18 protein-coding genes are annotated in these 22,077 nt (G+C 62.2%); 10 read left to right on the top strand and 8 right to left on the bottom strand.

Annotated elements, in window-relative coordinates:
- Nucleotides 1-46: 46 nt before the first annotated feature.
- Nucleotides 47-931: a Ku protein gene (locus tag VGN68_RS18600; RefSeq protein ID WP_327478858.1), complete on the top strand. Its 885-nt coding sequence runs from the start codon at nucleotides 47-49 to the stop codon at nucleotides 929-931.
- A gap of 35 nt (nucleotides 932-966) precedes the next feature.
- Here VGN68_RS18600 and VGN68_RS18595 read toward each other — a convergent pair whose 3' ends face one another.
- Nucleotides 967-1,299 (bottom strand): KTSC domain-containing protein, encoded by a 333-nt coding sequence (locus VGN68_RS18595; protein ID WP_327478856.1) that lies wholly within the window; start codon nucleotides 1,297-1,299, stop codon nucleotides 967-969.
- Between the two features lie 33 nt (nucleotides 1,300-1,332).
- On the opposite strand from VGN68_RS18595, the gene VGN68_RS18590 reads away from it, so the two are divergent.
- The gene (locus VGN68_RS18590; protein WP_327478854.1) at nucleotides 1,333-2,211 is read left to right on the top strand and encodes a GNAT family N-acetyltransferase; all 879 of its coding nucleotides are present in this window, start codon (nucleotides 1,333-1,335) and stop codon (nucleotides 2,209-2,211) included.
- 169 nt (nucleotides 2,212-2,380) lie between these two features.
- Nucleotides 2,381-3,244, top strand: coding sequence for an archaetidylserine decarboxylase (gene asd / locus VGN68_RS18585; RefSeq protein WP_327478852.1), 864 nt, complete (start codon nucleotides 2,381-2,383; stop codon nucleotides 3,242-3,244).
- A gap of 133 nt (nucleotides 3,245-3,377) precedes the next feature.
- Here the strand turns inward: asd and VGN68_RS18580 are convergent, their stop codons facing one another.
- Together VGN68_RS18580 and VGN68_RS18575 are read right to left on the bottom strand one after the other, a co-directional pair.
- Nucleotides 3,378-4,187, bottom strand: coding sequence for a class I mannose-6-phosphate isomerase (locus tag VGN68_RS18580; RefSeq protein ID WP_327478850.1), 810 nt, complete (start codon nucleotides 4,185-4,187; stop codon nucleotides 3,378-3,380).
- Between the two features lie 134 nt (nucleotides 4,188-4,321).
- Nucleotides 4,322-4,879, bottom strand: a complete 558-nt coding sequence (locus VGN68_RS18575) for a type 1 glutamine amidotransferase domain-containing protein (protein WP_327478848.1) — start codon at nucleotides 4,877-4,879, stop codon at nucleotides 4,322-4,324.
- A 161-nt stretch (nucleotides 4,880-5,040) separates the two neighbouring features.
- Between VGN68_RS18575 and VGN68_RS18570 the strand changes: the two genes are divergently transcribed.
- Nucleotides 5,041-6,945: an AsmA family protein gene (locus tag VGN68_RS18570; RefSeq protein ID WP_327478846.1), complete on the top strand. Its 1,905-nt coding sequence runs from the start codon at nucleotides 5,041-5,043 to the stop codon at nucleotides 6,943-6,945.
- Between the two features lie 81 nt (nucleotides 6,946-7,026).
- On the opposite strand, the gene VGN68_RS18565 is transcribed toward VGN68_RS18570, so the two are convergent.
- Both VGN68_RS18565 and VGN68_RS18560 read right to left on the bottom strand, forming a co-directional pair.
- Nucleotides 7,027-8,988 (bottom strand): serine hydrolase domain-containing protein, encoded by a 1,962-nt coding sequence (locus VGN68_RS18565; RefSeq protein WP_327478844.1) that lies wholly within the window; start codon nucleotides 8,986-8,988, stop codon nucleotides 7,027-7,029.
- Between the two features lie 112 nt (nucleotides 8,989-9,100).
- On the bottom strand, nucleotides 9,101-9,559 hold the full coding sequence (locus tag VGN68_RS18560) for a nuclear transport factor 2 family protein (protein ID WP_327478842.1): 459 nt from the start codon (nucleotides 9,557-9,559) through the stop codon (nucleotides 9,101-9,103).
- Nucleotides 9,560-9,661: 102 nt separating this feature from the next.
- Here VGN68_RS18560 and VGN68_RS18555 point away from each other — a divergent pair, with 102 nt between their 5' ends.
- Nucleotides 9,662-10,543, top strand: a complete 882-nt coding sequence (locus VGN68_RS18555) for a LysR family transcriptional regulator (RefSeq protein WP_287406940.1) — start codon at nucleotides 9,662-9,664, stop codon at nucleotides 10,541-10,543.
- A 233-nt stretch (nucleotides 10,544-10,776) separates the two neighbouring features.
- Here the strand turns inward: VGN68_RS18555 and VGN68_RS18550 are convergent, their stop codons facing one another.
- Entirely contained in the window at nucleotides 10,777-11,499 is a 723-nt protein-coding gene (locus VGN68_RS18550; protein WP_287406941.1) for a hypothetical protein, read from the bottom strand.
- A 148-nt stretch (nucleotides 11,500-11,647) separates the two neighbouring features.
- Between VGN68_RS18550 and VGN68_RS18545 the strand changes: the two genes are divergently transcribed.
- Genes VGN68_RS18545 through VGN68_RS18535 form a run of 3 tightly spaced genes read left to right on the top strand, consistent with a single transcriptional unit; the run spans nucleotide 11,648 to nucleotide 15,074 of the window.
- On the top strand, nucleotides 11,648-12,523 hold the full coding sequence (locus VGN68_RS18545) for a mechanosensitive ion channel family protein (protein WP_287406942.1): 876 nt from the start codon (nucleotides 11,648-11,650) through the stop codon (nucleotides 12,521-12,523).
- A 6-nt stretch (nucleotides 12,524-12,529) separates the two neighbouring features.
- Entirely contained in the window at nucleotides 12,530-14,716 is a 2,187-nt protein-coding gene (locus tag VGN68_RS18540; protein ID WP_414713056.1) for an AsmA family protein, read from the top strand.
- Between the two features lie 22 nt (nucleotides 14,717-14,738).
- Nucleotides 14,739-15,074, top strand: a complete 336-nt coding sequence (locus tag VGN68_RS18535) for a hypothetical protein (RefSeq protein ID WP_327478835.1) — start codon at nucleotides 14,739-14,741, stop codon at nucleotides 15,072-15,074.
- A gap of 149 nt (nucleotides 15,075-15,223) precedes the next feature.
- Here the strand turns inward: VGN68_RS18535 and VGN68_RS18530 are convergent, their stop codons facing one another.
- Both VGN68_RS18530 and VGN68_RS18525 read right to left on the bottom strand, forming a co-directional pair.
- Nucleotides 15,224-17,842, bottom strand: a complete 2,619-nt coding sequence (locus VGN68_RS18530; protein ID WP_287406945.1) for a PAS domain-containing protein — start codon at nucleotides 17,840-17,842, stop codon at nucleotides 15,224-15,226.
- 295 nt (nucleotides 17,843-18,137) lie between these two features.
- The gene (locus VGN68_RS18525; RefSeq protein ID WP_327478832.1) at nucleotides 18,138-19,475 is read right to left on the bottom strand and encodes a DUF1963 domain-containing protein; all 1,338 of its coding nucleotides are present in this window, start codon (nucleotides 19,473-19,475) and stop codon (nucleotides 18,138-18,140) included.
- Nucleotides 19,476-19,713: 238 nt separating this feature from the next.
- On the opposite strand from VGN68_RS18525, the gene VGN68_RS18520 reads away from it, so the two are divergent.
- Complete coding sequence (locus VGN68_RS18520; RefSeq protein ID WP_287406947.1) at nucleotides 19,714-20,739, top strand: PIN domain-containing protein; 1,026 nt, start codon at nucleotides 19,714-19,716, stop codon at nucleotides 20,737-20,739.
- A 217-nt stretch (nucleotides 20,740-20,956) separates the two neighbouring features.
- Entirely contained in the window at nucleotides 20,957-22,075 is a 1,119-nt protein-coding gene (locus tag VGN68_RS18515) for a phosphoribosyltransferase-like protein (RefSeq protein ID WP_287406948.1), read from the top strand.
- The last annotated feature ends 2 nt before the right edge of the window (nucleotides 22,076-22,077 follow it).

Raw genomic sequence — 22,077 nt, 5'->3', positions numbered from 1 at the left:
GGCGAGCGCGCGCATTGAAGGAGAATAGGCAAAGGAGTGAGTGACGATGGCTGCGCGCCCTTATTGGAAAGGCCAGATCCGCCTGGCGCTCGTGTCGATCCCGGTCGAGATTTATTCGGCGACGAAGAGCGGGGCCACGATCGCCTTCAACCAGATCCACGAACCGACGGGCAAACGCATCAAATATGAAAAGGTCGTACCCGGTGTCGGCCCGGTTGACGTCGATGAGATCGTCAAGGGCTTCCAATATGCGAAGGACCAATATGTCCTGCTCGACGATGAGGAGATCGAGGGGGTCAAGCTCGAGAGCAAGAAGACCCTCGAGCTCACCCAGTTCGTCGAGGCCGAGGATATCGACGAGATATATTTCGAGAAGCCCTATTACGTCGTCCCCGCCGACGATCTTGCCGAGGAAGCGTTCATCGTGCTGCGCGAGGCGCTCCGCCGCACGGGCAAGGTCGGTCTCGGCCAGCTCGCGATGCGCGGCCGCGAATATGTCGTGAGCATCAAGGCGTGCGGCCGCGGTCTCGTCATGGAGACGCTGCGCTATGCCGACGAGGTCAACAAGGCGGCGAGCTATTTCCGCGACATTGCCGACAGCGACCCCGACGAAGACCTGCTCGACCTCGCGACGACCCTTATCGACAAGAAGACGGGCAAGTTCGACGCGAGCGACTTTCACGATCGCTATGTCGAGGCTCTGAAGGAGCTCATCGAGCGCAAGAAGAAGGGCAAGACGCTCAATCTCGACGACGGGAAGGACGAGAAGGCGCCGAGCGGATCGAACGTCGTCGACCTGATGGCGGCGCTCAAGAAGTCGATCGGAGACGGCGGCGGGAAAGCGAAGGCAGGCAGCGCGAAGAAGGCGCCCTCCAAAAAGGCCCCGGCGAAAAAAGCACCAGCCAAGACCGCCGCACGTAAGCGCGCATGAGCGGCGCGTTCGCAGTGCCTATCGTCGCCGGAGCTTCAGGCATCGGGACCGAACCGCCTGCGCGCCGGGTCGCGCTCGCACGGGAAATGATCCTTGATATGCGCATTGAAGTAGGCGCCGAGCGATTCCGCGGCGCACAGCCCGTCGTAGATGGCGCGGGGGACGTCATGATACAGATATTTGCCGGTGCCCCGGAAGCTGATGCAAAGCACCGACGCAGCCTCGTCATAGGCGACATGATCGATCATGGTCGAGCGGGTGAAGCGGCGCGCGCGCATATAGGTAGAGCGCGCCGCAGCCGCACCGGTTCCCGGAAAGGCGCGGGTGCGCGCGCGTCGGCGGCCCGGGCGAGCGCCCCCGCCCCGCAAGGTCGCCCCGCCTCTCCTTTCCGGCCCTGATCGATGGCGACCGAGCCGACAGCGGACGAGCTTCGCGCCATTGCCGAACATCGCGGGATGAAGCTCGTCAGGTCGCGAAAGCGAACGCCAGGTGTCGGCGACTATGGGAAGTTCGCACTCACCGATGCGGCGGGCAACCCGCTCCTCGGGATCGGCAAACAAGGACTCACGGCGACCGCCGCCGACATCGCGCAATATCTTCGCGGCGGGGCGGCCGACAGCTGGAAACTCTCGGCCGAACGCGAACCCGCAGCAAAGCCTGCAAAGAAGGCACCCAAAACCGCCGAACCTATCGAGGAGCAATCGCCCATCCGACGCCGCGGCAAGGCGCGTCCTTCACCGCCACCTGAGCCTGCACGAAGGCGGCAGGATCCGCCGCCGCCCCCGAAGGCCAAGCCGGTGCTCAGGATCGTCAAACCCGAAGTTCTGCCAGAGCCCGAGCTCAGCCTGCGGCCCGCGACGGGCAAGGATCGAAAGGCTCTCGGCCGTCTGCTCGCTCAGCTTGCCGAGCCGCCCAAGCGAATATCGATCGACGCCAACATCGACGCGATCGGCAAGGCGACGGCCGGCCTTCTCGTCGCCGATGCGGGCGGGCTGGTCGGATGCTGCGCCTGGGCCGTCGTCCCCACCTTGCAGCACGGCTTCGTCGGTCGCATCACCCTGCTGCTTGTCGACGGCGATCATCGCCGCCGCGGCATCGGGACGGCGCTTCTGACCGCGGCCGAGACGGCCCTCGCCAAGGCCGGATGCGGCACGATCGAGATCATGAGCGACATCATGATCAACAACGCGCACAACTTCCTGCGCGCGCTGAAGTTTGAGCAGAAGAGTTACCGGTTCGAGCGTCCGGCGGGTGCGTCGCCAAAGCCCCGCCGAGGGTGAGCAGAAGCCAGCAACTGAATTATAATTACCTGCGGGCGCCAAGCCATGTGCCTTTCCTTGCCCGGCAACATCGGCATAAAGCATCACTGCCGGAACGAAGCGCCGGGCGCCGACGTCTCTTCCCATGCGGTCGGCTGTGCCTTCGCAGGGTCGACCAACGGATGATATGATGTTCGAGCGCCTGAAAATCCTCGCCCAGCATGCGATGCCGAAGCGGCGCCTGACCGAATTCGCCGGCCGCGTTGCCGGGTCGTCGGGCCGGCTGACCCCAAGGCTCATCCAATGGTTCGTCGCCAGATATGGCGTCGACATGAGCGAAGCCGAAGATCCCGATCTTCGCAGCTATGCAAGCTTCAACGATTTTTTCACGCGGCCGCTGAAAGCCGGCGTCCGCCCGCTCGCCGCCGCCGATTTCGTCTGCCCGGTCGACGGTGCCATCAGCCAGTTCGGCGCGATCGACGATCATCACATCGTCCAGGCCAAGGGTCATCGTTTCACCACCGCCGCGCTCCTGGGCGGCGACACGGCGCTGGCCTCGACATTCCAGAACGGCAGCTTCGCCAACCTCTATCTGTCGCCCAGGGATTATCACCGGCTGCACATGCCGTGCGACGGCGAGCTCAGACGCATGATCTATGTCCCGGGCTCGCTATTCTCGGTCAACCCGACGACCGCGCGGGGCGTGCCCGGTCTCTTCGCGCGCAACGAACGAGTCATTTGCCTTTTCGAGTCCGCCTCCCATGGGCATTTCGCGATGATCCTCGTCGGCGCGACCATCGTGGGGAGCATCGCGACGACATGGCATGGCGTGGTAAACGCGAAGCGATCCGGCAATATCTCGGACTGGTCCTACGCTCCAGGCGACGTCGCGCTGCGCAAGGGCGACGAGATGGGACGCTTTCTCCTCGGCTCCACGATCGTGATGCTGTTCGAGAAGCAGGCGATCGCGTTCAATCCCGAATGGTTTCCCGAACGCCCGGTGCGCCTCGGAGAGGCGATGGGAAGTGTCATCGAGAGAGAGCCAGGCGTATAAGCGGTCACCACCTCCCATGGACCAAGTGACAACCGGCGCGTTTCGCAGAGGCTCGTGATCGAAAAGACTGCGCTATGGCAGCGGGCGCAATGGGATCGAGCCGCGTCGGCTGCGTGCCGACGTCTCGCCGAGGTCAGGCCTTGTGCCAGCCGGCCAGAAATCGCGCGCCGGGCTCGGCCGCAATGGTGGCGACGTCATCGACCCACAGGCATTCGCCCGCGTGCGCGGTCACGCCGTCCGCGGCGAGCGTGCCGTCCAAGGGAGCGATCATCGCCCCTTCCTTCACACCGGCGAGAAGCGACAGGTCATCGCTCCTCAGGTGCGCAACGGCGAGATGGCGGCCGTCGAGCAAAATCGCGCTCACCGCGTTATCGACTTCGCGGCAAAGATCCCCCGGCATCGGAGCGGCCCTCGCGACCGCCGCGCCATCGGCGAGGTGCAGCTCGCGCGGACGGCCGTAATCGTAGAGGCGATAAGTAACGTCGACATTCTGCTGGATTTCGACGAGCGAGACCCCTGCCCCGATCGCATGGACGGTTCCCGGCGGAATATGGAAGAACATGTTCGCGCGCACCGGATGCCACTCCATCAACGCCTCGATCGCGCCCGAGCGGGCGGTGTCGGCGAGTTCGCGTTCGCTGAGCGGACGACGCGTCCCGATCCCCAGCACCGCGCCGGGTTCGGCATCGAGAATATACCAGCACTCCTCCTTGCCTGCGGGAAGCCCGCGCGCCTGCGCTTGCCCGTCGTCGGGGTGGACCTGGATCGACAGTCGTTCGCTCGTGAAGATATATTTCACGAGCAGCGGATTGAACTTGGGCGGACGAAACCAGATTTCGCCGACGCGTCCGTCAATCCGTGCGTCGAAAGGCGGAGGAAGGCGATCGACGCCCCACGGCTTCTCGACCCTGATCGTATCGAGCTTTTGCGCCTTGCGGGTCACGAACCTACGTCCGAAAACTGCTCATTCTGGTCATCGGCGAGAAGCATGAAGGCGAAACCCGGGACAGCGGACCCGGTTGCGGCGATTAACCTGGGTTGTAACGATACACCGGCATCGTCGCTCATGAACGCCCCCTATGCCGCGGCACCAACTTTGGCGACCGCGTCGATGATCGCGTCGCAGAAAGCTGGGAGGTCGTCGGGGCAGCGGCTGGTGATGATATCGCCATCGATGACGACGGCTTCATCGACCACCTCGGCGCCGGCATTGGCAACGTCGGTGCGGATCGACTTGTAGCTCGTCATCCGCCGTCCGCTCGCGAGTTCCGCTTCAACGAGCAGCCATGGGGCATGGCAGATAGCCGCCACCGGCTTACCGGCCTCAGCGAAGGCCTTGATGAGAGCAATTGCATCAGCCTCCACACGCAGGAGATCCGGATTGATCTGGCCGCCCGGCAGGACGAGCGCATCGTAATTGTCCACCAGGGCGTCGGAGATCTTGAGATCCACGGCGACATCATCGCCCCAATCGTCCTCGTCCCAGCCCGTGATATCGCCTGTGTCGATCGAGGCGATCTCAACCTCGGCGCCGGCAGCGGCAAGCCGCTTCATCGGGACTTCGAGTTCGGATTGTTCGAACCCGTCGGTTGCCATGATCAGGATGCGGCGCTCGCATAGGGGACGGTCGGACATGCTGGATACTCCTTTGCTACCCGAACAATGCCTGAGCGGTCCCGATGTTGCCCTTCCCGGTGAAGAAGTCCGGGGCAGCGCATCCGCGGTCATGGATGCTTCGACGTCAGCGGACCGGAACCCATCGGATCGACTGATGTTCTTATCGCATGCTCCAACATGTGAAGGCCCTGCTTCGCCGGCGAAAGGTCAGGATCGGCGGTGCCATCATTGCCGGCACCTTTATCGCGTTGTTGTTCCTGCTGGCGGCCTTTCCGGTCGGATTGTTACGCGGCCTTGCCGAGGACAGGCTGGTTGAGAAATTCGGCGCACCGGTAGAGATCGCCGAGCTGTCGCGCGTCGACAGTCTCTCCTTCACGCCCGAAATTCACGCGCAATCTATCCGCATCGCCCAGCCCGCCTGGGCCGGCAAAGGCGATCTCCTCAAAATCGCGGAGCTTCGCACAAAAGTGTCGATCTTCTCGCTCCTGACCGGCAATGTCGCGCCGCGGTCGCTTCATATCACGGGGCTCGATGTGGCGCTCGTGCGCGACGCCAAGGGGAACAGCAATTGGGACGGCCGCGCAAACAAACCGGGAAAGCGTAGTCAGCCTCTGAACCTCGTGTCCCTCACGATCAGGGACAGCCGCTTCTCGCTGCGCGATGCAAAACGGCAGCTCGATATTTCGGGTTCGCTTGCGTCGGACGATCGCGCGGGACTGCGCCTTTCGGCTGCGGGAACTTTCAATGGCGCACCGGCGCGAGCGGAAGCACGCGGCCGCCCGATAGCCAACGCCAGCGAGACTGCCCCCTGGCCCTTCACGGCCTCGCTCTCGTCGGCGCCGCTCGACATAGACGTCAAGGGGACCATGGCGGGGATCCTCAATACGGACGACCTCAAGATGAAGATGCGCGCTCGCGGCACCAGCCTGAAGGAGCTCGATCACATCATCGAGGCGGGGCTATTCGGGACACAGGACATCGATCTTCAAGGCGATGTGCGCCGCGCCGGCGAGGACTGGCATATCGACCGTCTCAGCGGTTCGATCGGCCGCTCGCGCCTGCAAGCGCGCGCCACCGTGCTGAAACGCGATGGCCGAACCAGGATCGATGCGACGATCCGGGCGCCGCAGCTCGATTTCGACGATCTTGCGGACGACGCGGGTCTTGCAGAGGCAAGGGCAAAAGAGGCGCGCATCGGCAAGCGCGTGATCCCCGACACGCGCATCGATCTCAGCCGCATGGGGCCGACCGACGGGATCATAAGGTTCACGATCGATCGGCTCCTCATCGAGGGCGGGTCTGCCTTTAAGAGCCTGAAAGGCGAGCTGACGCTCGATCACCGGGTGTTGAAGCTGCAAAAGGCGGTGGCAGGGCTGGAGCAAGGCCGCGTTACCGGCTGGGTCAAGGTCGACTCGACCAAGTCCATGCCCATTTTCTCCACCGAACTCAGGGTTGAGGGCTCGTCGCTCGAAACGCTGATCGGCGCGCCCGACATGATCGGCGGTCCGCTTCGCGGACTCGTCCGCATCACCGGGCGAGGGAGAACGATCCGCGACGCTTTTGCGAGCGGCAGCGGCAAGATCGTGTTCGCCTCGGCCAAGGGCTCGATGGACCGTGCCGCCGCCTTCGTGCTCGGGCAGAATCTCGGCGGTGCGATCGGCGAGAAGCTCGGCGGCGGCGGCAACAGGGTCTCGCTCAACTGCGGCCTTTTCGCTTTCGACGCACAGGGCGGTGTCCTTACACCTTCCCCGCTGCTGCTCGATACCGCCGTCTCGAGCGGCCGGGGCCGCGGCCGCATCAATCTCGACGGCGAGACGATCGCCCTGACGATAACCGGCGCGGCGAAAGGCGACCCCTTCCTGAAACTGGTGGATCCGCTTAGCGTCGGCGGCACGCTGCCCGTTCCGACGATCGCCATCGACGGCGCCGCTCAAAAATCAGGCAAGCCGGGCGGCGGCATCGTCCGTTCGATCGGCCGTTCGATCGGCAGCGCGCTCGGGCTCCGCAAGGATGAGCCGAAACCCGGCGGCCTTCCCGGAAACGTCTCGAACTGCGGTGCGCTGACGGCCAGCGCTCTGAGATAGTTCAACTTGGCTGCTTACCGATTGCAGATCGTCCGCGCTCATCCCGAAATCGTCAATGCGGACATTCAGGACTTACGCGCTTCACCTGACCGGGGTGTAGACATACTCATGTTGACCGTCCTGCATGACGAGCAGCATCGCGCCGTCCGGTGCCGCGCGGCTGCTCAGCGGCCACCCAAGCAAGGTCGGATCGATCATTACGAAATTGGTCGTACCGTCCTCGTTGGCGCGGGTCGCCATCCGGCTCTGGAAGCTGCCGAAGTCGAACCGCAGCCCGCCATCGGGCTCGCGCGTCACGTCGATGAAGCCAAGTTCGCTATTCTCGTACCGCTTGCCGAGCTTCGCCGCAATCACGGGATCGGGCGGGATTTTCATCAAGCCCCGCTCCTTGGCGACATCGGCGCGATAGCTTTCTGCGCCGGTCGAAAGGGTCGGTACCGCCTCTTCGCGCGCATTATAAAGAAGCTCGACGATGCGCCGCCGCGTCCAGTTCAGGATCGGGCTCCCTTCTTCGCTGTTGAAAAGCATCACGACGCCGACCCCCGCCTCGGGCAGGATAACCCAATCCGTCTTGTAGCCTGGCATCGCCCCGCCATGGTGGACCATCGGGACGCCCCAACGCGACGTCGTCTCGATCCCCATACCGTAACGCGTGGCCTCGCCCGTCTCCATGCCCTGGTTGCGCCGGGCGAGCAGGCTTTCGGTACTCACAATCCGTTTGCCGTCCGGCAAGACGCCTTCGCGAAGCTCGTTGAGTGCATAGAGCGCGAGGTCGTGGGCGCTCGACCACGCGCCGCCCGCGGGACGCGCGAAATAGATGCTGTCGCTCTTGTCGATCGTCCCGACCGCGGGGTTTCCATCGGCGTCAAGGCTGTGCGGGTCGGCGTGATTGCCGCCTTCGGCAACGGCCTTGCTGAACGTCGTCTCCTTCATGCCGATCGGTGTGAATATCAGCTCCTGCATGGCCCGGTCATAGGCTGCGCCGACCTCCATCTTGGGATACAGCAGGCCGCCTGCGACGTAGCCCGCCGCGCTCGCAAGCAAATTGCTGTACTGATAGACTTCCCCGAATTTGCTCGTGGGCTTCATTGGCGTCAGCAGTTCGAACACATGGCTCGCCGGCGTCTCGTTCGTCCCCGTCATGATCCATTCGAGATCCTGCCGCGGCATCCCGGTGCAGGCACAGATCAGGTGACGGAAGCGGATTTCGTTCTGGACGGCGGGATCGCCCATCCGGAAGGCTGGATAGGCTTCGACAACGCGCTCGTCCCAGGTCATCTTGCCCATGTCGACCATGCGCGCGAGCAAAAGCGTCGTCATACCCTTAGTATTCGATGCGATCATGAAGCGGGTGTGCGCATCGACGGGATCGAGCTTGCCCACCGTCTTGACGCCGATCCCGCCCTCCTCGACGATGCCGTTTCGGTCGATGAAGGCATAGGACATGCCCGGCACCCCATAGGCCGCCATCGCATCTCGCCAAAAGCTTTTGAGAGCCTCGCGCTTGGCGGCACCGAAGGGATCCGCGGGTGCACCAGCGAAGTTTTCAGCAACGACGCCGACCGGCCGGATCGTATCGATCATCGCGCGGACCTGACCGATGCGCTTGTCGGCGGTCGCCGCCGACCCCTTGCCCAGCAGCACCGTCCAGTTCGCCCCCCGGCGATAGGCGGTTGCGGTCAGCACCAGCTTTTCGTCAGGCGAAACTTCATAGTCAGTGTACCAGATTTCGTCCCAACCCTCTCTCCCCGCGCGCTGGGTAGAGAGGCGTACAGCACGCGCAAAACCGGGTTCCAGCTTTTTCCACGCCGCCGCCGTTGCCGTACCCGCGTCCGCCACGCCCTCGACATCGACGACGGCGAGAAACAGATCCTTCTCAGGCGCGACGACCTTCGCCGAACCATCCGATCGTTCGACTGTCCATTCGTCAGGCGTGGCAAAAGAAGCGGTCGCAGTTTCAGCCTTGCCGGGTTCCATCGACCAAGCGGACGAAACCGCCGCCAGCGTGAGCGACGCAGCGGCCGCCAATAATATCCGTCGCATCAAGTCCCCCACTTGAACCCGTTTCACCCCACTTTGATGGTAACAGCGACTTTCACCGAGCGCGAGCGGTTTGGAATGGGCGGCTGAAGACTCACCGCTCTTGATGAAGGCATTACGGAACCGGCCGCTTGCTCTTTTCGTTGGCATGCCTTGCCAGAAACCACCAGCGACCTTCCTTCCAAAGCCAGACATTTGTGAATCGCCGCTCGACCGGCTGCGCTCCGTCGGCGCGGCGCTTGCCGGCGATGCTGTCGACTGACGGCCGCACGACCTCGCGGCCCGCCACGACGCCGACGCTGCCGTCGAGGATGACGCTTTCGACCGTGCGGTCAAAGCTCTCGTGCCCGATACCGCGATTGCGCCACAACTCGAGCGTCTTGGCGCGGGACCACATTTCGCCTTCGGGCGAATTCACTTCGAACCCGGGGTGCATCATCGCCGCGAGCGCATCGGCGTTGCGCGTCCGGGCCGCCTCGTGCTGCGCCGCGTCCGCCTGGCGCAAACTCGTCTCATCTTGCGCCGCCGCCGGAGTGGCGACCAGCAAGGCCATCAGGGGTGCCCATATCTGCATCGCTATCTCTCCTTCTTCGACGTCGAAGGCTAATCGAGTTCGCATGTGCACGGCAGCCGCATTGCTGCTATGCGGGGGCCGCAATTTTGCGACGGGGCGACGATGCTAGACTGGAATGATCTGCGGCATTTTCTGGCACTTGCGCGAGAAGGGAGTACGATCGCCGCCGCGCGAGTGCTCGGCGTCAACCAGTCCACCGTCCAGCGCCGGCTCGCGGCGCTCGAGGAAAGCCTCGGCCAACCGCTGGTGGCGCGAACCCCGGCAGGATATGTGCTGACGCCGTTCGGCAATGCGCTGCTCCCCTATGCCGAGACCGTGGCCACATCGGTGCGGGAGCTGGAGCGACATGCCGCGCACGCATCGAACAGCGTGGAGACCCGGTTGCGGGTGACCTGCCCCGAGCCGATCCTCGCGCGCCTCATGCCGCTGATCGAACGCTTTCAGGCATCGCATCCGCAATTGCGAGTCGAACTGGTCACGAGCGATCGCTACCTCGATCTCCACAAGGGTGACGCCGATGTCGCCTTCCGGTCGGGCAATACTGACGCCGATCTGGTCGGTCGGAAGATCGCAGATTCGATCTGGGCTGTGTACGCGAGCCAGGCCTATCTCGACCGGAACGGCCGCCCCGCGAGCCTGGACGACATCGACAAGCACGCCGTCGTCACCTTCGACCAGTCGCTCGCGAAGCATCGCATCGTCGAATGGCTCACCGCGATCGCTCCCCATGCCACTATCGCGGCGCAGGCCAATAGCGTGTTGGGTCTTCTGCAGGCCACGCGGTCGGGCGCCGGCATCGCGCCCCTCCCGGCCAACATAGCCGACGCCGACCCGTCACTGGTCCGCATATTCGGACCCGTCCCGGAGCTTGCGCGAAGCTGGAAGATCCTGACCACAAGGGCGCTGCGCGGGACCGCCCGCGTATCCGTGCTGTTCGATTTCATCGCGGCCGAAAGGGAGGCCGTCCGCTCGATCTTCGGCTGACCCACTGGATGCTGTGGTACAGTCAAACGGAGAGCCGCCTCCTGCAGGTTGAAGACGTCCGTTTCGAGGATGTTCGAACGGCAAGCAGAGCTGCGCGAAGCTGACGCACCGCCGCGGCGTGGCTACCGCGGCTTTGTTGCCGACCCCGACGGCCATGCGTGCGAGATTGTCTTAAACCCCGCCTCGACGATCGACGAGAGGGGCCACGTCACTTTCGGCCTCTGATCGGCAAATCAGTCGTAGTCGGAAGCCGCCTGCTCAAGAGCCCCTGCCGGATCCGCGTCGATTACGTCGCCGTGCGATACGATGATCCGCGTCAGGCCCGGCAGGGCTGCCCAGCACCGGAACTGCGCGGCGACCGCAGCGCCGGCTTCTACGAAAGCCCGCCGTACCGGGCGCGAGGTGCGAGGGCGCTTCACGCCAAAGCCGAACAGCCGCGCCATGATGTTCGCGCCAATGCCCTCAGGGTGCCGCACATTCGAGAGAATATCGTTGAGGATTAGCGTGACGCGCCCACCGCGATCGACAAGCAAGGCGAACTCATCCTCCTTCGTCCCTGCGATGCGCTCAAAGCGGATCGCAGGGTCGCCGATGATGTCGTCGGTCGCATCGACCGGCGCGGCCTCGCCGACGGCTTCGCGCGCGCTCGGAGGCGCGATGATCTTTGCCTCGGGGTAGCGGCGATGCCAGGCACCGACATCGGCCCGGTGACCCGCATTGGGAACGATCAGGAAGCGCGGAGTGCCGATCGCCTCGATACGCGCCATCTCGGGTTCGCCGAGCGGGATCGCGCTCCAGATGACAGCGCCGCCTTCGGCAAGCGCGACTATTGTCATGCGCCGTGGAAACTTGCCCAGCGGCATCACGATATTGCCCGCGACGGTCCAGATGCCGTCGTCGACCTCCACCATCGCGCCATGTGGCTGAACCACCCAGTCCTGATTGAGCTTGGCCATATCGTCGCTCCTTCGCGCGTGAAACGCGCGGCCTCACCGTATCGATCCTACACACCCCCGGGGAACGACGTCGGGACGCCCATAGCGTAGCCCCCGTGCAACCGTCCCGGCACCCGTTCGTTTGGAACCTCGAGGGGCGGAGATGCAGATGAACATAGATGTTCGCCCCGAAGAGCTCATAGCGTGGATCGCACGCATCGGGTCGGCTGCGCTGATCCTTATCGTCGGTCTTTGGCTCGCCTTTGTCATCTCCAAATATGTCCGCAAGAAAGCCTCTGCGCACCCGCGCATCGACGCGACGCTAGCGGGCTTCCTCACAATGATGATCCGCTATGCGCTGATCATTGTCGTGCTTATCGTCGTGCTGCAGCAGTTCGGGGTGCAGACGACGAGCCTCGTCGCGGTGCTCGGCGCAAGCGCACTCGCGATCGGGCTCGCGCTGCAAGGCACCCTCACCAACGTCGCGTCGGGCATCATGATCGCGATTATCCGCCCCTATCACATCGGCGACTTCGTCGAGATCAACGGAAAAGAAGGAACAGTCACCGACCTCGACCTCTTCTTCACCGAACTTCGTTCGCCCGACGAGCGGACGATCCTCGTTCCGAACGGGCAGGCAGCCGCGAACAATATCGTCAACTACACGCAGAAGGGTCGGCGGCGCTGCATCATCGCTATCGGCATCGGATATGAGGACGACATAGACCGCGCGCTCGAAATCATGTCCGAGACCATGACGGGCGACAGCCGCGCGATCGCCGACCCTGCGCCTTGGTTCGGCGTTCAGGGCCTCGGCGATTCAGCGGTGAATATCGAGGGCCGCGTCTGGGTCGCGACCGACAAGCACCGCGTCTACAAATCGGAAATGACGAAGGCCATCAAGGAGGCCTTCGACCGGGAGGGCATCGATATGCCCTACCCACACGCCGTCGAGCTCAGCAAGGGCGAGATCGAGCGTCGCGGGCCGCCGATCAAACCCAAGCAAAACCAAGGCGCAGGAACGATGCGCACGGCGACGAATTGATAGGCGATGGACATGCGCTCCGGTCAGATGGCCTCGGCCGCCCCGCCAGCCTCTCGCTCGTGGACGACGACCGCGAGACACTGGGGTCGCACGGCCTGGACGCCGTCATGGCTTGAGGAACGCCCTGGCCCGCTTAGGATCGCCGTCCGCACCATCGCGATCATTCTTCTCACCATCTTCGCGATCTGGCTCATTCTCTTCATCACCAAGGGCCGCTTCCTCAAGGGCCCGTTCGAGCGGATCGCCACCTCGCAGCTCGAACGCCAAGTCGATGTCGGCGGCGACTTCCAACTCTATTTCGCGCCCTTCAACATCAAATTCTACGCCGAGGATCTGAGGATCGCGAACCCCAAATGGGCGAACGATAAGCAGTTCTTCGTCGCGACGAAGATCGACACGCGGATCGCAACCCTTCCGCTGATCTTCGGCAAGCGCATCGTCCGCTTCGCCGATCTCGACGGCGCGAAGGTCGCGCTCGAATGGGATGCGAATAACAAACGCAATAGCTGGACGTTCGGCGATCCCAACCGCCCGCCGCAGCCTCTCGATCTGCCCGTTATCCGCCGCGCGGCGATCATGAACAGTGGGCTGTCCTACCGCGACCCCGGTCTCAAGCTGTTCGCCGATATCGACTTCGACACGGTGAAGTCGCGAAACACCACGATCGAAGATGCGATCCGCTTTTCGGGCGGAGGGACGATGCGCGGCCAGCGCTTCACGCTCTCGGGCGGCCTCACCTCGCCCAACGAGACCATCGCTGGTGGCAAGAATGCGCTGACGCTGCATGCCGCCGGTCTCGGCAGCACGCTCGATATTTCGGGGACGTTGCCCGGCTCCACCGACATCGAAGGCGCCGATCTTGAGTTCAAGGCACGCGGCGCGAACCTCTCACGCATTTTCGACTTCCTCGGTGTCGCCATCCCCGATACACGCGCCTATCGCCTCTCCTCGGCGCTGACCTATGAGGACGAGGTCTGGAAGCTCACCGGGCTCAAGGGCCTGTTCGGCGACAGCGACATTGCGGGCTCGCTCGCCGTGAGCCAGCCGGACGGCCGCCTTTATCTGAAGGCGGATCTCAGGACGAACTCGCTCAACATCATCGATGCAGGGCCCTTCGTCGGATACGATCCGCAGCGCCTCGACAAGATGGGAACATCGGGCACGGTCACAAGCGAAGGCGGCCGCCCTCGTGTCCTCCCCGACGCGCTGCTGCGGGTCGAGGCGATCAAGCGTTTCGACGCCGACGTTCGCTACCGTGTCACCAAGGTCCGCGCCGAGAGCTTTCCGATCAGCAATGTCGATCTGACGCTCGCGCTCAAGAAGGGGCTCATGGAACTTAAGCCCTTCAACTTCGCCGTCGCCGGCGGCACCGTCAAAAGCGATATCTCGATCGACAGCCGCCCCGCCATCGTCCGCACCGAATATGACATCCGCTTGTCGCCGACAAAACTGGGGACGCTGCTCGCGCGCTTCGGAACCGAAGAGTCGGGGACGACCGGCACGGTCAGCGGCCGTATCCAGATGGTGGGATTCGGCGACAGCGTCCGCGAGAGCCTCGCAACCTCGAATGGCCGCATGGCCTTCGTCCTGCCGCAAGGCACCTTCTGGACCCGCAACATCCAGCTCGCCGAGCTCGATATCGGCACCTTTGTCCAGAAGATGTTCCAAGACAAATTGAAGAAGCCCGTCGAGATCAACTGCGGCCTCATCGCGTTCACGGTTCGCGGCGGCATTGCGGCAGCCGATCCCATCCTCATCGATACCAAGAAGAATGTCATGCTCGGTCGCGGCGGCTTTTCGTTCCGCAGCGAGGTGATCGACATGGCAGTCCGCGCCGACGGCAAGACCTTCAGCCTCTTCTCGGGCCAGTCGCCGGTCGGCGTCGGCGGCTATTTCGCCGCGCCCAAGATCGATCCGATCAGCGACGAACTCGTCGGCCGCGCCGGAACCGGCCTCGGCCTAGGTATTTTCGCAAGCCCGGTGGCCGCGATCATCCCATTCATCGATCCCGGCGACGCGAAGGCCGCCCAATGCGGTCCCGTGCTTGCGGGCGCGACCGCCAAGGCGCAGCGCACGACCAAGGGCAAACCGCGCGACGACGTCGGCAAGGGCACGACCGCCAAGTCCGAGGACGGCAAGGAAAGCACCGAGGGCGAGACAAAGCAGCGGAAGAAGTTTTTGGGAATCTTCTGACCGCAATTTGCAAGGAGCCCCGATGCCGAAGTTCATCACGATCGGCTATGGCGACGAGGCCGGCTATAACCGGACGCCGCCAAGCGCACGCGACGCAGCGCACGCGCACGACGAAGAGCTGAAACGCGAGGGTGCGGTCATGGGGATCGCCGGTCTGCCCGTCCAGGTTCGAAACCCGGCGGCGAATAGCACGACGGCCAAGGAAGGCGCGTTCCTGTCTGCTGGCCTCCCCCTTGCCGGCTTCGCCGGGATCGAAGCTGCCGATTTTGCCGAAAAAGATTTCCGCCTCCCCCTGCGCCGGGGCTCACGTCGTCGTCGAAGTGTGGCCGCTGATCCAGCCCTTTCTCACGCGCAGTAAACCGATTTGGCCGATATCGGAATGACTGCTTCCAGTAAGAAACGGAGAACAGCAGAGGTCTATTTCGGAACAGTCGGTTGCACCGCAGAGACTCGACCGATGTCCCCCGCAGTTAGAGGTGGCACAGCTGATGTGCAGAGCGCGGATCTTTAGGCTTCGAGAACTGATCGTATCTTGGTTGCGAGTTGCTCAACCGTGAAAGGCTTGCTGATCAGTTCTACGCCAGGGTCGACGACACCGTTATGAACCACGGCGTTGCGTGTGTACCCTGTTGTATAAAGAACTTTCAGGCCGGGACGCCGTCGCAGCGCTTCGTCGGCAAGCTTACGTCCATTGATATCTGGCATGACAATGTCAGTGAACAGTAGGGCGATTTCGGGGTCGGAGTCGAGTAGCCGCAAAGCCGCCACCGCGCCGTCGGCCTCGATCACGCCATAGCCAAGCTCGGTCAGGGCATCGACGCTGAACTGGCGCACCGCAGGCTCATCTTCGACGACAAGAATCAACTCCCGCCGTTCACCGCGAGGCAAATCGCGCGTTTTCTCCTCGGCGGTCGAGACGTCTTGACCCACGAACCGCGGAAGATAGATTTTGATCGTCGTGCCCTCGCCTGCTTCCGAATAGATTTTCACGTGGCCGCCCGACTGTTTCACAAAGCCATAGACTTGGCTGAGACCGAGACCCGTACCCTTGCCGACGCTTTTGGTGGTGAAAAAGGGATCGAAGGCTTTAGCGATCACATCGGGAGACATGCCGGCGCCCGTATCGGAAATGGCAATCATGACATATTGCCCATGTGGAACGCCGATGTTCGAAGCCGCATATCGCTCATCGATATGGGTGTTTTGCGTTTCGATCGTGAGCCGCCCGCCGTCCGGCATTGCGTCGCGCGCGTTGACCGCCAGATTGAGAATCGCGTTTTCGAGTTGGTTGCGATCGGCATGGGTGCGCCACAGCCCGGCGGCGAGAACGGTTTCCTGACGGATTTCAGCGCCTAATGTATGGCTGAGCAATTCGGACATGCCGGGTACCAGCTTGTTGGGATCGAGCACTTCAGGGTTAAGCGGCTGCTGGCGAGAAAATGCGAGAAGGCGCTGGGTCAGCACTGCGGCGCGCTGTGATGCTTCCGCTGCCGCATCGACATAACGTCTCTCGCGTTCATTGTCGTCGCCCAGGCGCCGTCCGAGCAGATCGAGCGAGCCAATGATCACCGCCAGCATATTGTTGAAATCGTGCGCGATGCCGCCGGTCAATTGGCCGACAGCCTCCATCTTCTGGGATTGTCTCAGAGCTTCCTCGATCTTCTCGCGCTCGCCAATGGCCTCTGCGACGCGCCGCTCGAGATGATCGTTCAGCTCTCGAAGTTCGGCTTCGTCATATTTGCGTGCCGTCACGTCGATCGCCGTTCCCACGACCCTGACGCAATTGCCCTCGCCGTCGAATATACCGCGACCTTTCGCCGCTACCCAGCGTATCTTGCCGTCTTCCTTGCCCACCGTTCGGTAATCGACATCGTAGAGCGCGCGGCGAGCGGGATCGCACGCACCGGAAAAGGCTTCGAACGTAGCAGCCTGGTCGTCGGGATGAATCCCGGCATAGAAGTCCGCCATCGAGACTGGGACATCGGGCGAAATGCCAAACATCTCCTTCACGATCGGCGGCCAGATCAAGACGTCATTGACAATGTCGACATCCCAAAAGCCGACCTCGGCGGCATCGGTCGCGAGACGAAGCCGCTCTTCGTTGATCGTAAGGATCGCCCGCGTACGCTGACGCTCGGTCAGATCGAGCATGGCGCCGATCATACGGACTGCCTTTCCGGCATCGTCGCGAATGATATGCCCGCGATCGAGAATGGCAGCGTAATCGCCATTGGCCTGTAGAAAGCGATACTCGTCCGACCAGCTGGCAGCGCTACCGTCGATCGCCGCATGAATGCTGGCGTCGACACGCGCCCGGTCGTCGGGATGAATATGCGCGATCCACCAAGCACCCGTCGGCTTCACCGCGTCCGGGCGATGACCATGAGCAGCTTCGAGGGCTTCGTTCCAAATCACGTAATCAGTTGCGAAGTCCCAATCCCAGACCGCATCATTGGTGGCGCGGCTCACGAGGCGATAGCGCTCCTCGACCCCGCGGAGCGCCGTTTCAGCGTCGGCGCGCTGGAGCACTTCTGCGCGCAGATCTGCGGCCAGCAGCTTTTGTTCAACCAATGACTTGCGCAGCTCGAGCTGGGTCATCACCTGGCGCGCCAGGACCTCGAGGACGAGGCGTTGATGCGCTGTTATACCGTCCGGCCTCGCCTCGCGATCGAGCACGCATACCGTGCCGATCGGCAATCCCGCCGCACTGCGCAGGATCGCTCCGGCATAGAAGCGGAGCCCATCATCTGCCGTTACAAGCGGATTGCAGTCAAGGCGCGGGTCTTTTCGCGTATCGGGAACGACGAGAAAGTCGTTCTGCAAGATTGCATGGGCGCAAATCGAGACATCCAGCGGCAGCTCGCGAGCGCCAATCCCCACCTCGGCCTTGAACCACTGGCGATCGTTGGAGACGAGGTTGACCACGGCGATCGGCGCTGCAAAAGTTTCCGCAGCAAGACGGACGACGTCGTCAAACTCTGCTTCAACCGGCGTATCGAGAATCGCATAGCCTTCGAGCGCCGCTACGCGATCGGCTTCGGACCATGCGAGAGCAGGTGCCAGACCAATGTTTGGATCGGTGTCGGAACTCATCATGAACTCGATACCATCCAGCCGCTCCAACAACAGCGAAATTTCTATTCGATCCAGATGGCTCCTGGGCGGCAAAGCGGCAGCCGGTATCCTATGCTAGCAGTCAGCTACGACTTATGGCCGGTTTCAGGCTATCAGCTTCTGAGGAGCACACCAAAAAACAGCGGACGTTCGAAGTCGGTGAGCAAGGCTGGCAGTTCGTGACTGATCGCGGACAACGGCGAGTCGCTAATGCCAAATGTCTACGGTGCTGCAGGAGACGGATTGACGGCTTACAGTGGTTATATCCAGCTGCTGTAGCGTGCAATTGTGTCATGCAGCCGAGGGCCTAATGACCAACAACTTCTCCAGCAACATCCGCGAAATCGCGGCGCGCGAGGGCATCGGGCGGACTATAGAATGTCGCATTTCCGACATCGCCGAACATCCATCCGAGCACAGGATCGCTAGCAAGATTCAGCAGGCACAACGTGGGATCATCGGGATGTAGGGGTTCCTGCGCCGACGGAGCATGGCCCAACATCTGCGAATATTGCAGACCCCACACGGAATTTCCCGACATGTGAGGCTCCATTTCGGCGTACGCGAAAGAGGCGATCTTGGCCGACAATGCCGGATCCCTCGCCCACGACCGGATGTTCAATCTCACCGCGTGAAAAACGCATTGCGCGTATGGCGTGCGCCTCTTGGGCCCGTTCAAAGGCTTTTCGAGTGTCATAAGCCAGCGGCGAAAGCTGGCTTTGTCGGGGTCACCGACGGCCGCCGCCGCGTCTGCGGCTCGTGCCCTGTCAAGCCAAGCTAAAGCGGTGGGAAGTTGCTGTTCGTCATAAATGGGGTGGGACGGGCTGCCGCCGAAGTTGCCGATGAACGTTCGCGCCGCGTACTCGATTTGGATCCAAAAGTGAGGGAAGGCTTCCGGACCGCAATTGGCGCGTTCGAACAGCCTCTCAGCCACGTCCCTGCCATCCGACGCTGCGTTCCATGGCAATATGGGTTTGCCCGTGGCGCGCGCAAAAGCAGCGGCGCGTAGAATTTGGTGGCGATAGGCATAGGCCTCATAGCGTTTTTGCTCGTCTTCCCAACTGGGCTGCGGCCGGCGCTGGAGGCGATTCCGCAACGCCTGCAGCCAGTCGAACGGGCCGTTCTCGTTGGCAGGCTCGTCGAACAAGGTGTCCGGCCAACTGTCGATCCGAAGCGGCAGAATCGGCCACTCGACGTGAACCCTTGGTCCGTCTTCGTCTTTGAGCAGCAGGTTCTGCCAAGCTTTGGCTCTGAAGTACGTCCCGCCGATCGGCCCCAAGTCGGACGGATGATCTCGCAGCGGCGTTCGTGCGAATGCATCCAGTGCGTAGATGACTGATGTTGATCTGCCCGGAGCATTGTCAGCGTCCCAAATCTGCTCGTCGTCGTCGCGACCAAAGAAAAATAACACCCCTCTATCGGGCAGCGGTGTCGCTACCTTGATGTCGGCACAGTCGATCTGGGCAAGAAAATGAAGCGGCGCATTGTTCTTGTCGCGCGGCCAAGCATAGTCCGCAGGCAAACGCGGCAAGCCGCCAAACTTCGAGTTCGTAGGCGGGCCGTCGTGAGGAGGATATGGGCGATGCAGCAAGATTGCATCACGCCTGAACTGCGCGAAGTAAGCGTCGATGTCGCTTTCGATCATGGCGAATGTTTGCCTCCTCATACACGCGATGTCGACACCGCTCGTTGGCAAAGCGCGATGATAACCCTGATCTGATCTGGCCGGTTGCGGTCAGGCAGCTTTTGGCGAGAGGCGGGTCCTAAGCTGCCATTTGGGGGTTGGATGGTTGCCGCGCGTAACCGGCCCCGCCACCGACCAGGAGGTGACGCGGAGACTGGCGACCGCGAGTAGTGATCGCTACGCTCGTGACATGAAAGTAATGCTACTGATCGACACCTGCGTTTGGCTCGACCTGACCAAGGATCCTCGCCACCTGCCTCTGCTCGACGCGATGTTCGCCATGACAGAGGCGGATGAAATCCAGCTCATTGTCCCGCAGATAATCCTCGACGAGTTCGCACGTAATCGTGATCGGGTAATGGCTTCCAGCCGGGCTAGCCTGTCGAGCCATTTCAAGCGAGTGAAGGACGCGGTCGTGCAGTTTGCGCATGAAGACGGTCGCGACGACATCATTAGACAGTTGAACGAAGTTGACCATCGGATCGCTACAGGTGGCGAGGCGGTGAATGAGGCCGTAGGGCTGATAGAGAAGTTGTTCTCCACGACTGAACCCGTGCCGGTTAGTGACAGCATCAAGGCTCGCGCGGCAGACCGCGCCATAGCGAAGGTTGCGCCGTTCCACCGCCAGATCAACGGCATCGGAGACGCGATCATCGTTGAAACATATATCGATGCTCTGGCTAAGCGGAACGATGATGACGTACTCGCCTTCGTTACCCACAACATTCACGATTTTAGCCAAAAGGCAGGAGATACCCGCCTCCCACATCCTGACCTATCGCCTCTTTTCGACGGGGTACACTCGCGTTACTCGACTAACCTAGGAGCCCTTGTCAGCGAATTCGCCAGCGACCTGATCGAGGAGATCACGTTCGACCGAGAATACAGTCAAGAGTCTCGCGCCCTTTCCGAACTACTAGAGGCCGAGGACAAGCTGACCACGCAGATTTGGTATGGGCGGAAGTGGGGCATCATCGACGCCGTAGAGAGCGGCCGGGAGAAGAAGGTACCGCAAGAGGTATGGGAGGCAGCTACACGCGAGGAGCAGCGCGGCATGATTGTGGACACGATCTGGGACGGCATGATCGCGGCGATGAAGCGGGCGGAAGAGCAGTACCCTGACGAACTCGGACCTTGGAGCGACTTCGAGTGGGGGATGCTCAGCGGCAAGCTGTCTGCGATCCGTTGGGTGTTAGGTGACGAGTGGGATATGCTGGACACGTAGACAGCCGCTGCGTTGCTCCGCGCATCGCGCGATCGAGCTAGACCGAAAGGATTTCGCTTTCTTTTTGTTCGCGCTGCACCCGTCGCTTTGTTCCAAATCGGTCTATTCTTCCGAACAATCTTAGGGAGCGATCATTGCGATCTCACGGCTTAACGCTATCAGAATTCTTGGGGGACGTTTCGCCCGCAGGGCGGAGCGCAGAGGATCGGACATATCGATGAACCTTTTGGGGCTGAGGCTCATTGCCAATATCATGAACTGGACCGACGACGGCGTTGCCACCGCCGAATATAATTGGCTCCAGCTGGCCGCCTCGGTAAAATATGACGGCTACAGCGATTTCCGGGCCGGATCGCGTTTTATCGAGAGCCTTGCTACCTGGTTGAAGCAATTCGATCCCGAGGACAGACAGACCGCCTATGACTTCGTGAAGCATCGACTGGTTTATATCTCCAACGCCGAGATGTACCGCGTCATCGACGCTTTCTTCCCCGAGACGGTTACGCCTCATTTTCGGCGTCTCGCGGCCGAACAGGCAGGAATTCGGCCGCACGAGGTCTGGGGAAACAGCGACGCGGTCGCCGCGTTCAATCAGATATTGCGCCGCTCACTGTTTGTCGGGATGAGCGACGGCAGCCGGATCGATATCCTGCGTCGCGCCAATTCGGGGCGCATTTCGCAGGAACAGGTCCTGCCGATGATGAACATCGGCATAGAGAAGTGGAAGGATCTCGGCGGAAAGTTGAAAGAGCTGGATCAGGGTGACGAGCATTTCGAGCATGTCTTCCTGATCGACGATTTCACGGCGTCGGGGACGACTTTCATCCGCAACAACGGCGACGGCTGGAAAGGGAAGCTTCGCAAGTTCAACGACATGGTCGTGATGGCGCGCGCCGAACTCGGCGACGCGTTTCCGATCGCCGAAGGCTATGCACTTCATATCCATCATTATGTCTCAACGTCGCAGGCGCGCGAGGCGCTCGTCGAACGCGTCGAACAGGCAAGCCGCGAATGGCACGAACGATCCTATGGGTCTATTGCGATTACCGAGGGTATGCTGCTCCCGCCTTCGCTCCGGTTGCAGTCGCCGACGGATGATGCGGTGATTGCCTTGTGTGAAAAATATTATGACCACTGGCTGTTTCTGCGCCTCAAGGAGCATGCCGGGGAAGCGGGACAAACGGACTTCAAGATGGGCTACGCCGACTGCGCGCTTCCGCTGGTGCTCGAGCATAACACCCCGAACAATGCGATTCCGCTGCTGTGGGCCGAGACCCCTGGCGAACACGGCCATCGGATGCAGCCGCTCTTCCGCCGCCGCGACAGGCACGGCTGATC

This window comes from Sphingopyxis sp., assembly GCF_035998965.1.
GTDB lineage: Bacteria > Pseudomonadota > Alphaproteobacteria > Sphingomonadales > Sphingomonadaceae > Sphingopyxis.
The sequence above is the reverse complement of the archived record's forward strand: the minus strand, read 5'-3'. Positions and strand labels throughout refer to the sequence as shown.